Origin of the sequence: Streptomyces lusitanus, assembly GCF_042647945.1 — a bacterium.
In the GTDB taxonomy this organism is placed as follows: domain Bacteria; phylum Actinomycetota; class Actinomycetes; order Streptomycetales; family Streptomycetaceae; genus Streptomyces; species Streptomyces pseudogriseolus.
The window spans coordinates 25,749-39,832 of sequence record NZ_JBHRWL010000016.1; the positions used below are offsets into that span (position 1 = coordinate 25,749).

The following is a 14,084-nucleotide window of genomic DNA, read 5'->3' on the forward strand; positions in this document are numbered from 1 at the left end:
CTGGCTCTTCGGTCGCGCGTATGACCGCGATCCACGCTGCCCGGGGACGCACCGTACGGCAGCGACACCCCTGAGCTCGAAGACCGAAAGCAGGAATGGCTCTGAACGCCCGCCTCGACCACCGCAACCCCCTCGTGTTCGACACGCACGAGCTGGGGCGGCGGCCCGGTGCGCTGCAGCGCCTGACCCGTACGGTCGACGCTCCCCAGGACCTCGGTGTCGCGGGGGTCGTAGGGGTGCCGGAAGGCGCCCCGGTGGAGCTCGAACTCCGGCTCGAGTCGGTCATGGAAGGTGTGCTCGTCACAGGCACCGCCCGTGCCAAGGCCGAGGGGGAGTGCGTAAGGTGTCTGGAGCCGCTCGAGCTGGAGCTCGAAGCGGACTTCCAGGAGATGTTCTCGTACCCTGACGCCGACGACCGGGGCCGCGTGATCGCGGAACCGGGCGACGACGCCGAGGACGACGAGGACCGGCTCCTCCTCGAGGACGGCCTGTTCGACCTCGAGCCGGTGCTGCGCGACGCGGTGGTGCTCGCACTGCCGATGCAGCCGGTGTGCCAGGAAGACTGCCCGGGTCTGTGCTCCGAGTGCGGAGCACGGCTGGCGGACGACCCGGACCACCATCACGACGCCGTCGACATCCGTTGGGCGGCTTTGCAGGGACTCGCCGGCACCATGAAGGACGGCGAGAAGGACGAGATGAGCGGCGCCGAAGCCGGCGTCGACGAGAAGCAGGAGAAGTAGCCGTGGCTGTTCCGAAGCGGAAGATGTCGCGCAGCAACACGCGCCACCGCCGGTCGCAGTGGAAGGCTGCGGTCCCCACCCTGGTTGCGTGCGAGCGCTGCCACGAGCCCAAGCAGCAGCACATCGCGTGCCCTTCTTGCGGCACTTACAACAAGCGCCAGGTCCTCGAGGTCTGAGCGGCTGGTGAGAGGCACTGTGTCCACGCCGAAGAAAAACTCTGCGGACAACCAGGCCTCGTCCCCAACGCTTCTGGAAGGGCGGCTCGGCTACCAGGTCGAGTCCGCCCTTCTGGTGCGTGCGCTGACCCATCGTTCCTACGCGTACGAGAACGGCGGTCTGCCGACGAACGAGCGGCTGGAGTTCCTCGGGGACTCCGTGCTCGGCCTCGTCGTCACCGACACGCTGTACCGCACCCACCCCGACCTGCCCGAAGGCCAGCTGGCCAAGCTGCGGGCCGCGGTGGTCAACTCGCGTGCGCTGGCGGAGGTGGGCCGCGGGCTCGACCTCGGCTCCTTCATCCGGCTCGGCCGCGGTGAAGAGGGAACGGGCGGCCGGGACAAGGCGTCCATCCTCGCCGACACCCTGGAAGCGGTGATCGGCGCGGTCTATCTCGACCAGGGCCTGGAATCGGCGGCGGAGCTGGTGCACCGCCTGTTCGACCCGCTGATCGAGAAGTCCTCGAACCTGGGAGCCGGCCTGGACTGGAAGACCAGTCTCCAGGAGCTCACCGCGACCGAGGGGCTCGGCGTTCCCGAGTACCTGGTCACGGAGACCGGCCCCGACCACGAGAAGACCTTCACTGCTGCCGCCCGCGTCGGAGGCGTCTCGTACGGCACCGGCACCGGCCGCAGCAAGAAGGAGGCGGAGCAGCAGGCCGCCGAGTCCGCGTGGCGGTCCATCAAGGCCGCGGCGGACGAGCGGGCCAAGGCGGCTCAGGAGGCCGAAAAGGTCGTCCAGGCCGCCGAGGCCGAGGCCTCCGGCAAGAGCGCCGACGCCCCGTCGGCCTCCGCCTGACGTCGGTACCGACGCGGTACCGACGTGTACTGACGTACGTACGCGCGACCCGAGCGCCCGTCCCCGCAGCGGGGCGGGCGCTCGGTGCTCGTTCCACCGGTCCTGGGAGGGGACGCCATGCCCGAGCTGCCCGAGGTCGAGGTCGTACGGCGCGGACTCGAGCGGTGGGTCGCCCACCGGACCGTCGCCGACGCCGAGGTGCTGCACCCGCGCGCGGTGCGCCGCCACCTGGCCGGCCCGGACGACTTCGCGCACCGGCTGAAGGGCCACCGCATCGGCGTCCCGCGCCGTCGCGGCAAGTACCTGTGGCTCCCGCTGGAGGACACGGACCAGTCGGTGCTGGCCCATCTCGGCATGAGCGGCCAGCTGCTGATGCAGCCGCACGCCGCCCCGGACGAGAAGCACCTGCGCATCCGCGTCCGCTTCACCGAGCCGCAGTCCCCTGACGAGGGCCCGGCGGGCGACACCGAGCTGCGCTTCGTCGACCAGCGCACCTTCGGCGGTCTGTCGCTGCACGACAACACCCCCGAGGGCCTGCCCGACGTCATCGCTCACATCGCCCGCGACCCGCTCGACCCGCTGTTCGACGACGAGGCCTTCCACCAGGCCCTGCGCCGCAAGCGCACCACCATCAAGCGGGCGCTGCTCGACCAGTCGCTGATCAGCGGCGTCGGCAACATCTACGCGGACGAAGCGCTGTGGCGCGCCCGCATCCACTACGAGCGCCCCACGGCCGGCTTCACGCGCCCCCGCACCCTCCAGCTGCTGGGCCACGTCCGGGACGTCATGAACGCCGCCCTCGCCGCGGGCGGCACCAGCTTCGACAGCCTCTACGTCAACGTCAACGGCGAGTCCGGCTACTTCGACCGCTCCCTGGACGCGTACGGCCGCGAGGGCCTGCCCTGCCGCCGCTGCGGGACGCCGGTGCGCCGACGGGCGTGGATGAACCGCTCCAGCTACTTCTGCCCGCGCTGTCAGCGGGCGCCGCGCGCCGCGTCGTAACGCTCACGGGCCTCGATGACGGTGTCCATACGGTCCTCGAGGAGACGGATGAGGGCCAGCAGGTGCTCGGCGACCTCGCGGCCCAGTTCGGTGAGTTCGTAGTCCACCCGGGGCGGGTTGGTCAGCTGCGCCTCGCGGTGCACGAGCCCGTCGCGCTCCAGCGCGTGCAGGGTCTGCGACAGCATCTTCTCGCTGACCCCGTCGACCCGCCGGCGCAGCTCGTTGAACCGCAGGGACCCCTCGTACAGCGCCCCCAGCGTCAGCGCCCCCCAGCGCCCGGTCACGTGTTCCAGCGTCACCCGGGAGGGGCAGGACTTGGCGAACACGTTGAAGGGAAGGTCCCGGTCCTCCGGGGCCGGCTGCGTGGTCGTCATGGACTCAGCGTACTTCAGAGCAGCGCCTGCTGAAGGGTGGCGCTAACTGCAGGAAAGCGCCGTGGAGGCGGCGCGGCGAAATCGGTTGCGACGGACACCGGCGGTTCCGCGATACTCCGGCATGAGTACATTCGCGGAGGTCGTCGTGCTGGCCCTCAACGCCCACGAGGTCATGGAGCCGTTGACCCGGGAGGACAGGACGCGCAGCTGGCAGGGCCGGTTCGTGCCGATCGAGAGCCAGTGGGGCCGCTCCTTCGGCCTCGGCTGGGCCGTCGAGTTCGAGCGGATGCGGACGCGGTCCGGGCTGCTGCGGCACCTGGAGTCACTGCCGTGGCCGTGCCCGAACAGCGTCCAGGTCCTCATCCACGACCAGGACGACGACTGCTTCGGCCTGTGGATGATGCACGACGGCAAGCTGGTGGAGGTGCCGCTGCCGCGCACGCAGCGATTCCACCTGCCGGCCCCGCCCACCGACGAGTTCCCCCCGAGCCCGGGCTACCTGCTCCGCACGGACGAGGACCGCGAACTCCCCGAACAGACCCCACCGGACCGACGGGACCCGCGTCCGGCCTGGTAGCCACCGGGCCGGACGAGGGGGGCGTCAGTAGCCGAAGTTCTGCGTCCACCACGGACCGCCCGGGCCCAGGTGGACGCCTACGCCGAGGGTCTTGAAGTCGCAGTTGAGGATGTTCGCCTTGTGGCCGGGGCTGTCCATCCAGGCCTGCATGACGGCCTCGGCGTCGGCCTGGCCGCGGGCTATGTTCTCGCCGCCGAGGTTGCTGATGCCGGCCGCCTGGGCGCGGTCCCACGGGGTGTCGCCGTCGGGGTCGGTGTGGTCGAAGAAGCCGCGGCCGGCCATGTCGTTGCTGAAGGCCGTGGCCAGCGCGGTCAGGTCGCTGTCCGCGGTGACCGGGCTGCAGCCCACCTTCGCGCGCTCGGCGTTGACCAGCCGCAGCACCTCCACGGCGGCGGTGGCCTCGGCCGAGGTGGGCCCCTTGCCCTGGCCCTGGTCGCCCGCCTTCCGCTCGGTGCCGGGCGTCGTCGTGCGGTCCTGCGCCTGCTCCTCGGTCTTCTCCGGGGCCGCCGCGGACTCCGTCTTCTCCGGGGTCTTCTTCTCCGCCTCGGGCGCCTTCGTCGGCGCCGCCGGGGCGGACGCGGATGCCGAGGGCGCCGGGGAGGCCGTGCGTCCGCCGTCGCGGCTCGCGGGGACGGACGCGTCGCGGCCCGGCGTCTCGACGCTGCCGGACGTGCCGCCCTGCTCGGTCGGCAGGCTGGTCGCCACACCGGCGCCGGCCTGCACGTTGTCACTGGGGCCGCGGTCGCCGCCGAGCTTGTAGTTCTCCAGGCCCGGCACCGCGCCGGTGGCCACCGCGACCGTGCCGAGGGCCACGGCGGCGGACACGCCGAGCAGCCCGGTGCGCACCGGCGTCGCGGCCTTCGTCTTCTTCTTGCGGCGCCGCCCGTTGGCGGGCCGGTCCTCCGCGCCGACCGACGAGGTCACGGCGGTGGTACGGGCGGCGCGGACCGGGCGGGGCCGGGGCGTCACGTCCCACTCCGGGACCGGGCCGTCGTCGAAGGAGCGGCCCGTGAAGTCGTACTCGGCGGTGCGGGGGCCCGGGACGGTCGGGGCGGCGACGGTCTCCGCGGTGTGGGCCGCGTAGGCGTACGCGGCGGCCGGGGCGGGTCCGGGGCCGGCGTCCGGGAAGCCGCCGGAGGCGAAGCCGGCGCCGCCGGAGGGCGCCGCGGTCTCGTCCGTCGCGTACAGGTACGCCTCGCTGCGGGCGTACGTCTCCGCGTAGGCCTCCGGGTTCAGGTACGGCGCCGTGCCCAGCGTGGGCGGGCCGTCGGCGCCGGCGCCTCGCGGGTCCAGGCCTTCACCGTAGGAGCCGTCAGGGTGGGTGACGCCGGCGGCGCGGCTCGTGGCGGCGCGGCCGGCGTCGGAGCGTCGGTGGCGTCCCATGTCCTGGCCTTCCTCGTTCTGGCGGTCGGCGTGTCTCGCGACCAGCCCGAAACTCGACGATCACGAAACTCACACGAACGAGTGAGTTTCATATGCGATTTATGGGTGGCGACGCTACCGCATGACGCCTGGGGGTGGAGTGCCCGGTGTGACTTTGTCCGGTTAGGTTGCAGGCATGAGCGAGGATGTGCGACTGGTCGCCTGGGTCCGCGGACACGTCCAGGGCGTGGGTTTCCGCTGGTTCACCCGGGCCAAGGCGCTGGAGATCGGCGGACTCCAGGGATTCGCCCTGAATCTCGGCGACGGCAGGGTGCAGGTGGTCGCCGAGGGCGCCCGCGACCGCTGCGACCGGCTGCTGGAGTGGCTCCAGAACGGCGACACGCCCGGACGCGTGGACGGAGTGACCGAGATCTGGGACACACCCCGCGGCGGCTACGACGGCTTCGCGATCCGCTGACGACGCCCGCCGGGCCCACGTACCAAGGCTCGCGCGGCCCTCGCCGTGCGCCGGCCGCGGGTAAAAAAGTCCTGGTGATCGAGGCGAACCGCTTGCCAGTGGCACGTGCGCCCGCCAAGATGACCGCCACGTCCCGAGGACCCGCGAGGAACGCGACGCCGCCGCAGTCCGGCCGTACGCACCCGGTTGTCCCCCGATACGGGGCGTGATCGTGTTGACCCTCAAACTTTTTGGTGAGACGCTGAAAGCCCCGCGCACCTTAGCTGTTTGGCATGGCTGAACGGCAGCACAACTCCAGGCCTGCCAAGCACCGCGGGTGCGAATCCCTCACGACCCACACCGCATCGGTCGGTCACTCATTGTGGAGGACCATCCATCATGGCAAAGGCGCTTCTCGGTTACGTCGGCGGCTCCGACCCGCGACTCCTCGCCGAGATGCGACGGCTCCAGCAGCGCGTCCAGGACCTGGAATCCGAGCTCGTGCGGATCCAGGCGGAGAAGGACGCCCTGAAGGCTGCCGCTTCTCACGACAGGATCATGGAGAGCGTTGACGCACACCAGGCGGAGCCTGCGCTCACCTGATCACTGCACGCTCCACGAACAGCAGCGCAGTGGTCGGGCTTGCCCGTCACCACCGCCAGGCAGTCAGAACTGCAAGGGACGCTCCGGCGTCCCTTCTTTCTTCCACCCCTCCGCGTCCGCACCGCTGAGCCGGCTGTCCGCCCGCGGGGAACCCCGCGACCCCCGCGCGGCGCACTCTCTGTCCCGCGCACCTTTTCACCTTCTCAACGTCTGGCATGCCCTGCGCGTTCACCCGCGAAACCGCACGCTCATGGAGTGAGACATGCCCGGCGGGTAGAGTCCGGCGGCGTGCACCTCAAGGCCCTGACCCTCCGCGGCTTCAAGTCGTTCGCCTCCGCGACCACCCTGCGGTTCGAACCGGGGATCACGTGCGTCGTCGGCCCGAACGGCTCGGGCAAGTCCAACGTGGTGGACGCGCTCAGCTGGGTCATGGGCGAGCAGGGCGCCAAGTCCCTGCGCGGCGGCAAGATGGAGGACGTCATCTTCGCCGGCACCACCGGCCGCCCGCCGCTGGGCCGCGCCGAGGTGTCCCTGACCATCGACAACTCCGACGGGGCCCTCCCCATCGAGTACTCCGAGGTCACCATCACGCGGATCATGTTCCGCAACGGCGGCAGCGAGTACCAGATCAACGGCGACACCTGCCGCCTCCTCGACATCCAGGAACTGCTCTCCGACTCCGGCATCGGCCGCGAGATGCACGTCATCGTCGGCCAGGGCCAGCTCGACTCCGTCCTGCACGCCGACCCCATGGGCCGCCGCGCCTTCATCGAGGAGGCCGCCGGCGTCCTCAAGCACCGCAAGCGCAAGGAGAAGGCGCTGCGCAAGCTGGACGCGATGCAGGCCAACCTCGCGCGCGTGCAGGACCTCACCGACGAACTGCGCCGCCAGCTCAAGCCGCTGGGCCGCCAGGCCGCCGTCGCCCGCCGGGCCGCCGTCATCCAGGCCGACCTGCGCGACGCCCGCCTGCGCCTGCTCGCCGACGACCTCGTCACCCTGCGCGAGGCGCTCCAGGCCGAGATCGCCGACGAGGCCGCCCTCAAGCAGCGCAAGGAGGCCGCCGAGGCCGAGCTGAAGAAGGCGCTCCAGCGCGAGGCCCTCCTGGAGGACGAGGTGCGCCGCCTCACCCCGCGGCTGCACAACGCCCAGCAGACCTGGTACGAGCTCTCCCAGCTCGCCGAACGGGTGCGCGGCACCATCTCGCTCGCCGACGCTCGCGTGAAGAGCGCCACCTCCGCGCCCCCCGAGGAGCGGCGCGGCCGGGACCCCGAGGACATGGAACGCGAGGCCGCCCGCATCCGCGAGCAGGAGGCCGAGCTGGAGGCCGCCCTGGAGGCGGCCGAACGCGCGCTCGAGGACACCGTCGCCCACCGGGCCGAACTGGAGCGCGAACTCGCCCAGGAGGAACGCCGGCTGAAGGACGTCGCCCGCGCCATCGCCGACCGGCGCGAAGGGCTCGCCCGGCTCAAAGGACAGGTGGGCGCCGCCCGCTCCCGCGCCGCCGCGGCCCAGGCCGAGATCGAACGCCTCGCCGCCGCCCGCGACGAGGCGCAGGCGCGCGCCGTGGCCGCCCAGGAGGAGTACGAGGCCCTCCAGGCGGAGGTCGACGGCCTCGACGCCGGCGACGCGGAACTCGCCGAGCGGCACGAGGAGGCCAAGCGCCGGCTCGCCGAGGCCGAGGCCGCCCTCACCGCCGCCCGCGAATCGGTCACCGCCGTGGAGAGGAAACGCGCAGCGACCGAGGCACGCCACGAGGCCCTGGCGCTCGGCCTGCGCCGCAAGGACGGCACCGGCGCTCTGCTGGAGGCGAAGGACAGCCTCACCGGGCTGCTGGGCCCGGCCGCGGAACTGCTGACGGTGACCCCCGGCTACGAGGTGCCGCTCGCGGCCGCGTTCGGCGCGGCGGCGGACGCGCTGGCGGTGTCCTCCCCGTCCGCGGCGGCCGACGCGATCCGGCTGCTGCGCAAACAGGACGCGGGACGGGCCGCCCTCCTCCTGGCCGGCCCGTCCCTCCCGGAAGAGCCCGCCGCGGCCGCCACGCCGGGGGCGACCCCCGACGCACCCGAACCCGCCGCTCCCTCCGGAACCCCCGTAGCGGCGGAGCGTCTCGTCAGGGGTCCCGACGACCTCATGCCCGCCGTACGACGGCTCCTGCACGGCATCGTCGTCGTCGGCACCCTCGAGGACGCCGAGGAACTCGTCCACGCCCGGCCCGGCCTCACCGCCGTCACCGCCGAGGGCGACCTGCTCGGCGCTCACTTCGCGCACGGCGGCTCGGCCGGCGCGCCCAGCCTGCTGGAGGTGCAGGCGTCCGTCGACGAGGCCGCCGCCGAGCTGGAGGAGCTGGCGGTGCGCTGCGAGGAGCTGGCCGAGGCGCAGGAGGCGGCGGGCGTACGGCGCCAGGAGTGCGCGGCCCTCGTCGAGGAGCTGGGGGAGCGGCGCCGGGCCGCCGACCGGGAGAAGTCCGCCGTCGCCCAGCAGCTCGGCCGGCTCTCCGGCCAGGCACGCGGCGCCGCCGGTGAGGCCGAGCGCGCCGGGGCCGCCGCCGCACGGGCGCAGGACGCCCTCGACACGGCGCTCGCCGAGGTGGAGGAACTCGCCGAGCGGCTCGAGGCGGCCGAGGAGATGCCGTACGAGGAGGAGCCCGACACCTCCGTGCGCGACCGGCTCGCCGCCGACGGGGCCAACGCCCGCCAGACCGAGATGGAGGCCCGCCTCCAGGTCCGTACGCACGAGGAGCGGGTCAAGGGGCTCGCCGGACGGGCCGACTCCCTGGACCGGGCCGCCCGCGCGGAACGCGAGGCACGCGCGCGTGCCGGGCAGCGCCGCGCCCGGCTGCGCCACGAGGCCGAGGTCGCCGCCGCCGTCGCCGCGGGCGCCCGCCAGCTGCTCGCGCACGTCGAGGTGTCCCTGGCCCGCGCCGCCGAGGAGCGCACCGCCGCCGAGGCCGCCAAGGCCCGCCGCGAGGAGGAACTCGCCCGCGCCCGCACCGAGGGGCGCGACCTCAAGGCCGAGCTCGACAAGTTGACGGATTCAGTACACCGGGGCGAGGTACTCGGCGCCGAGAAGCGGCTGCGGATGGAGCAGCTGGAGGCGAAGGCGCTGGAGGAACTGGGTGTCGAACCGGCGGGGCTGGTGTCGGAGTACGGCCCGCACCAGCTCGTGCCGCCCTCGCCCCCCGCCGAGGGCGAACAGCTCCCGGAGGACCCGGAGCACCCGCGCAACCAGCCCCGTCCCTTCGTCCGGGCCGAGCAGGAGAAGCGCCTGAAGGCGGCCGAGCGCGCCTACCAGCAGCTCGGCAAGGTCAATCCGCTCGCCCTGGAGGAGTTCGCGGCGCTGGAGGAACGCCACCAGTTCCTCAGCGAGCAGCTGGAGGACCTGAAGAAGACCCGCGCGGACCTGCTCCAGGTCGTCAAGGAGGTCGACGAACGCGTCGAGCAGGTCTTCACCGAGGCCTACCGGGACACCGCCCGGGAGTTCGAGGGCGTCTTCTCCCGGCTCTTCCCGGGCGGGGAGGGCCGCCTGGTGCTGACCGACCCCGACAACATGCTCACCACGGGCGTGGACGTCGAGGCGCGTCCGCCGGGCAAGAAGGTCAAGCGGCTGTCGCTGCTGTCGGGCGGCGAGCGGTCGCTGACCGCGGTGGCCCTGCTCGTGTCGATCTTCAAGGCGCGGCCCAGCCCGTTCTACGTGATGGACGAGGTCGAGGCCGCGCTCGACGACACCAACCTCCAGCGGCTGATCCGGATCATGCAGGAGCTCCAGGAGGCCTCGCAGCTGATCGTGATCACGCACCAGAAGCGCACCATGGAGGTCGCCGACGCGCTGTACGGCGTCTCCATGCAGGGCGACGGCGTGTCCAAGGTCATCAGTCAGCGCCTGCGCTGAATCGGCTCCAACTCTTCAAGATGTGAACCTTTGATGAGTGCCTGCGGGTGCAGGTGGCCGTTTCACGTCTTCCAGCTCACAGCCGAGGGGCTATTGACTTCAAGAGTTGAAGGCATAGTCTCTACAATGTTGTTTTTACCTTCAGGTGCCTACGACGGAAACCTTGAAGGGCTGACCCCCCATCCGGCGATGTTGCCGGTGGCCCGAGGAGTACACGTGACCAGCACCGCGCAGGCACAAGCGTCAGGAGCCCGGACGGCTCACCCCGAACATCTCGGGCATGTCATCTTCATCGCCGCTGCCGCCGCCATGGGCGGCTTCCTCTTCGGCTACGACAGCTCCGTGATCAACGGCGCCGTCGAGGCGATCCGCGACCGCTACGACATCGGCTCCGCCGCGCTCGCACAGGTCATCGCCGTCGCGCTGATCGGCTGCGCGATCGGCGCCGCCACCGCCGGCCGGATAGCCGACCGCATCGGACGCATCCGCTGCATGCAGATCGCCGCGGCCCTCTTCACCGTCAGCGCCGTCGGCTCCGCACTGCCCTTCGCGCTGTGGGACCTCGCCTTCTGGCGCGTCGTCGGCGGCTTCGCCATCGGCATGGCCTCCGTCATCGGCCCGGCCTACATCGCCGAGGTCGCCCCGCCCGCCTACCGCGGCCGGCTCGGCTCCTTCCAGCAGGCCGCGATCGTCGTCGGCATCGCCGTCTCCCAGCTCGTCAACTGGGGCATCCTGAACGCCGCCGACGGCGACCAGCGCGGTGAGCTGCTCGGCCTGGAGGCCTGGCAGCTGATGCTTGGCGTCATGGTCGTCCCGGCCGTCCTCTACGGCCTGCTCTCCTTCGCCATCCCCGAGTCGCCCCGCTACCTGATCTCCGTCGGCAAGCACGAGCGCGCCCGCACGATCCTCTCGGAGGTCGAGGGCAGCGGGATCGACCTCGACGCCCGCGTCACCGAGATCGAGACCGGCATGCACCGCGAGGAGAAGTCCAGCTTCAAGGACCTGCTCGGCGGCAGCTTCTTCTTCAAGCCGATCGTCTGGATCGGCATCGGCCTGTCGGTGTTCCAGCAGTTCGTCGGCATCAACGTCGCCTTCTACTACTCCGCCACGCTGTGGCAGTCGGTCGGCGTCGACCCGTCGGACTCGTTCCTCTACTCGTTCACCACGTCGATCATCAACATCGTCGGCACCGTCATCGCGATGATCTTCGTCGACCGCATCGGCCGCCGGCCGCTGGCCATCATCGGCTCCGTCGGCATGGTGATCGGTCTCGCGCTCGAGGCCTGGGCGTTCTCCTCGAACCTCGTCGACGGCCAGCTGCCCGCCACGCAGGGCTGGGTGGCCCTGATCGCGGCCCACGTCTTCGTCCTCTTCTTCGCCCTGTCGTGGGGTGTGGTCGTGTGGGTCATGCTCGGCGAGATGTTCCCGAACCGGATCCGTGCGGCGGCGCTCGGTGTGGCCGCGGCCGCGCAGTGGATCGCCAACTGGGCGATCACCGCGAGCTTCCCGTCGCTGGCGGACTGGAACCTGTCCGTCACCTACGTGATCTACACGGTGTTCGCGGCGCTGTCGATTCCGTTCGTGCTGAAGTTCGTCAAGGAGACGAAGGGCAAGCGGTTGGAGGAGATGGGCTGACGCCCCTTCCTCCCTTCCTCCCTTCCTTTGACCCGAGGGGTGGGGGTTCCTCCCCGCTGCTCCTGCCCCTCGTGTGCCATCCCCGGTTCGGCCTTCGCCGAGCCGGGGCGGCGCTTTTTCTGGGGGACGGCGCTTTTGTGGGTCCGTGCGGGTGCGTGGGGGTTGAGCGCGCAGTTCCCCGCGCCCCTGGGTGGAGTCGCCCGTGCGGGTGGGTGGGGGCTTGGCGCGCGGTTCCCCGCGCCCCCTGGGGGTGTGTTTCCTTGCGGCGTTGTCAGGGGGCGGGGCGCGCGTCCGGTTGGGGGCGGGCGGGGGAGCATGGCTGATACTGGACGGGTTATGGACATCGTCATCCTTGCTGTAGTCATCGCCGTGGTCGTGCTCGGCGCGCTCGGCGGGCTGATCGTCGGGAGCCGGCGCAAGAAGCCGCTGCCCCCGCCGCCGCCCTCCGCGCCCGACATCACCGCCCCGCCGGCCGAGCCGCACGTCGGCGAAGAGGCCGAGACGCCGCGGGAGGAACCGCGGCGCACCATCGAGGAGGTTGATCTTCCGGCGGGCGCCGGTCCCGTCGTCATCGAGGAACCGCCCGCCGCCGAGGCTCCCGAGATCGAGATCCCGGAGCCCACCGCCGGCCGTCTGGTCCGGCTGCGCGCGCGGCTGTCGCGCTCCCAGAACGCCCTGGGCAAGGGCCTGCTCACCCTGCTGTCCCGCGAGCACCTCGACGAGGACACCTGGGAGGAGATCGAGGACACCCTGCTCACCGCCGACGTCGGCGTGCAGCCCACGCAGGAGCTGGTGGAGCGGCTGCGCGAGCGCGTGAAGGTGCTCGGCACCCGCACCCCCGAGGAACTGCGCGGGCTGCTCCGCGAGGAGCTGATCACGCTGGTCGGTCCCCAGATGGACCGCACCGTGCACACCGAGAACGCGGCCGGCGGCCCCGGCATCGTGATGGTCGTCGGCGTCAACGGCACCGGCAAGACCACCACCACCGGCAAGCTCGCCCGCGTCCTGGTCGCCGACGGCAACACCGTCGTCCTCGGCGCCGCCGACACCTTCCGTGCCGCCGCCGCCGACCAGCTGCAGACCTGGGGCGAGCGGGTCGGCGCCCACACCGTGCGCGGCCCGGAGGGCGGCGACCCCGCCTCCGTCGCGTTCGACGCGGTCAAGGAGGGCAAGGAGATGAGCGCCGACGCGGTGCTCATCGACACCGCCGGCCGGCTGCACACCAAGACCGGCCTCATGGACGAGCTCGGCAAGGTCAAGCGGGTCGTGGAGAAGCAGGCCCCGCTGGACGAGGTGCTGCTGGTGCTCGACGCCACCACCGGCCAGAACGGGCTGGTGCAGGCACGGGTCTTCGCCGAGGTCGTCGACATCACCGGCATCGTGCTCACCAAGCTCGACGGCACCGCCAAGGGCGGCATCGTCGTCGCCGTCCAGCGCGAGCTGGGCGTCCCGGTCAAGCTGATCGGCCTCGGCGAGGGCGCGGACGACCTCGCGCCGTTCGAGCCCGCGGCCTTCGTGGACGCCCTGCTGGGGGAGTGACCCCCCGGAGCCGTCCGGCCCCCTACGCGAGGAAGCGCCCGCCCCCGGAACCGATCGGGGGACGGGCGCTTCGCCGTGCCGGGGCGTCGTAAGGGGTCAGGAACCCGAGCGGTGCGCCACGTACGCCAGCGTGCCGAGCAGCAGCCGGGCCTCCGGCGGACGGGAGGCGGAGTCCAGGGCGGGGGAGCGCAGCCAGCGCACCGGGCCGAGGCCGGCGCGGTCCGACGGCGGCGCCGTGACATGCGTGCCGCGTCCCAGGCCGCGCAGGTCGAGGGCGTCCGGGTCGTCCCAGCCCATGCGGTACAGCAGGTCGGGCAGGGCCGCCGCGGCGCCCGGCGCGACGTAGAACTGGGCCCGGCCGTCCGGGGTGGCGGCGACCGGCCCGACCGGCAGGCCCATCCGCTCCAGCCGCGCCAGGGCATGGCACCCGGCGGGCTCCGCCACTTCGATCACGTCGAACACCCGCCCGACGGGCAGCATCACCGAGGCGCCCGGGAACTCCGACCAGAGCGCGGTGACCTCGTCCAGCGGCGCGCCCGCGCGGATCACCGGCGCGTGACTCAACGGGTGGGCGCCCGGCGCCCGGCAGCCTGTGCGGCCGCAGGAGCAGGACCCGGCGACGGCGCGGACGCCGGGCACCACGTCCCAGCCCCACAGCCCCGTGTACTCCGCCACGACCGTGCCGTCCGAGGAGCGGCCGCGCCGCCGCGAGCCGGACCGGATGTCACGGATGCCCCGGCTGATACCGATCGTGAAGCCCATGCCCCCTCCAACGGGTCCGACGCACCGGTGGTTACGTAGCGGACGCAGTGCGTGACTCTCTGTTTCCGGCTTCCCGCTGCGACCTGCGCCAACCAGCGCCTCGATGTGCGCGGGGTGGTGCGACGGGCGTC

Annotated in this window: 13 protein-coding genes; 10 read left to right on the top strand and 3 right to left on the bottom strand. The window is 72.2% G+C overall.

All coding sequences use genetic code 11. The features are described 5' to 3' along the window. The first annotated feature begins 95 nt into the window (after positions 1–95). The 4 genes from ACFOSY_RS23165 to mutM all read left to right on the top strand — a co-directional run bounded on the left by ACFOSY_RS23165 (position 96) and on the right by mutM (position 2,756). Positions 96–740: a YceD family protein gene (locus ACFOSY_RS23165; protein WP_006130467.1), complete on the top strand. Its 645-nt coding sequence runs from the start codon at positions 96–98 to the stop codon at positions 738–740. Between the two features lie 2 nt (positions 741–742). Then, positions 743–916, top strand: coding sequence for a 50S ribosomal protein L32 (gene rpmF, locus ACFOSY_RS23170; protein ID WP_003951102.1), 174 nt, complete (start codon positions 743–745; stop codon positions 914–916). Between the two features lie 19 nt (positions 917–935). Next, complete coding sequence (gene rnc, locus ACFOSY_RS23175) at positions 936–1,754, top strand: ribonuclease III (protein ID WP_394309963.1); 819 nt, start codon at positions 936–938, stop codon at positions 1,752–1,754. A 117-nt stretch (positions 1,755–1,871) separates the two neighbouring features. Further along, a complete protein-coding gene (gene mutM / locus ACFOSY_RS23180) occupies positions 1,872–2,756 on the top strand; it encodes a bifunctional DNA-formamidopyrimidine glycosylase/DNA-(apurinic or apyrimidinic site) lyase (RefSeq protein WP_394309965.1) in 885 nt (294 codons plus the stop codon). On the opposite strand, the gene ACFOSY_RS23185 is transcribed toward mutM, so the two are convergent. Further along, entirely contained in the window at positions 2,729–3,130 is a 402-nt protein-coding gene (locus ACFOSY_RS23185; protein WP_394309967.1) for a winged helix-turn-helix transcriptional regulator, read from the bottom strand. The genes mutM and ACFOSY_RS23185 overlap by 28 nt on opposite strands. Positions 3,131–3,251: 121 nt before the next feature. On the opposite strand from ACFOSY_RS23185, the gene ACFOSY_RS23190 reads away from it, so the two are divergent. Beyond that, entirely contained in the window at positions 3,252–3,707 is a 456-nt protein-coding gene (locus ACFOSY_RS23190) for a hypothetical protein (protein WP_394309970.1), read from the top strand. 24 nt (positions 3,708–3,731) lie between these two features. Here the strand turns inward: ACFOSY_RS23190 and ACFOSY_RS23195 are convergent, their stop codons facing one another. Then, complete coding sequence (locus ACFOSY_RS23195) at positions 3,732–5,090, bottom strand: CAP domain-containing protein (protein ID WP_394309972.1); 1,359 nt, start codon at positions 5,088–5,090, stop codon at positions 3,732–3,734. Between the two features lie 175 nt (positions 5,091–5,265). Here ACFOSY_RS23195 and ACFOSY_RS23200 point away from each other — a divergent pair, with 175 nt between their 5' ends. From ACFOSY_RS23200 to ftsY, 5 genes are all read left to right on the top strand, one after another. After that, positions 5,266–5,547: an acylphosphatase gene (locus ACFOSY_RS23200; RefSeq protein ID WP_394309974.1), complete on the top strand. Its 282-nt coding sequence runs from the start codon at positions 5,266–5,268 to the stop codon at positions 5,545–5,547. Between the two features lie 378 nt (positions 5,548–5,925). Next, the gene (locus ACFOSY_RS23205) at positions 5,926–6,129 is read left to right on the top strand and encodes a hypothetical protein (protein WP_006130460.1); all 204 of its coding nucleotides are present in this window, start codon (positions 5,926–5,928) and stop codon (positions 6,127–6,129) included. Positions 6,130–6,417: 288 nt separating this feature from the next. Further along, positions 6,418–10,017, top strand: coding sequence for a chromosome segregation protein SMC (gene smc, locus ACFOSY_RS23210; protein WP_394309977.1), 3,600 nt, complete (start codon positions 6,418–6,420; stop codon positions 10,015–10,017). Positions 10,018–10,233: 216 nt separating this feature from the next. Next, a complete protein-coding gene (locus tag ACFOSY_RS23215; RefSeq protein ID WP_394309979.1) occupies positions 10,234–11,652 on the top strand; it encodes a sugar porter family MFS transporter in 1,419 nt (472 codons plus the stop codon). Between the two features lie 336 nt (positions 11,653–11,988). Beyond that, entirely contained in the window at positions 11,989–13,191 is a 1,203-nt protein-coding gene (gene ftsY / locus ACFOSY_RS23220) for a signal recognition particle-docking protein FtsY (RefSeq protein WP_394309981.1), read from the top strand. A 96-nt stretch (positions 13,192–13,287) separates the two neighbouring features. Here ftsY and ACFOSY_RS23225 read toward each other — a convergent pair whose 3' ends face one another. Further along, positions 13,288–13,953, bottom strand: coding sequence for a bifunctional DNA primase/polymerase (locus tag ACFOSY_RS23225; RefSeq protein WP_394309983.1), 666 nt, complete (start codon positions 13,951–13,953; stop codon positions 13,288–13,290). Positions 13,954–14,084: the final 131 nt, after the last annotated feature.

Excerpts from the sequence above, each read along its gene's own strand:
- mutM (WP_394309965.1), top strand. The coding sequence starts at position 1,872 with ATGCCCGAGCTGCCCGAGGTCGAGGTCGTACGGCGCGGACTCGAGCGG.
- ftsY (WP_394309981.1), top strand. The coding sequence starts at position 11,989 with ATGGACATCGTCATCCTTGCTGTAGTCATCGCCGTGGTCGTGCTCGGC.
- ACFOSY_RS23185 (WP_394309967.1), bottom strand. The coding sequence starts at position 3,130 with ATGACGACCACGCAGCCGGCCCCGGAGGACCGGGACCTTCCCTTCAAC.
- ACFOSY_RS23205 (WP_006130460.1), top strand. The coding sequence starts at position 5,926 with ATGGCAAAGGCGCTTCTCGGTTACGTCGGCGGCTCCGACCCGCGACTC.
- ACFOSY_RS23165 (WP_006130467.1), top strand. The coding sequence starts at position 96 with ATGGCTCTGAACGCCCGCCTCGACCACCGCAACCCCCTCGTGTTCGAC.
- ACFOSY_RS23200 (WP_394309974.1), top strand. The coding sequence starts at position 5,266 with ATGAGCGAGGATGTGCGACTGGTCGCCTGGGTCCGCGGACACGTCCAG.
- ACFOSY_RS23225 (WP_394309983.1), bottom strand. The coding sequence starts at position 13,953 with ATGGGCTTCACGATCGGTATCAGCCGGGGCATCCGTGACATCCGGTCC.
- ACFOSY_RS23190 (WP_394309970.1), top strand. The coding sequence starts at position 3,252 with ATGAGTACATTCGCGGAGGTCGTCGTGCTGGCCCTCAACGCCCACGAG.
- ACFOSY_RS23195 (WP_394309972.1), bottom strand. The coding sequence starts at position 5,090 with ATGGGACGCCACCGACGCTCCGACGCCGGCCGCGCCGCCACGAGCCGC.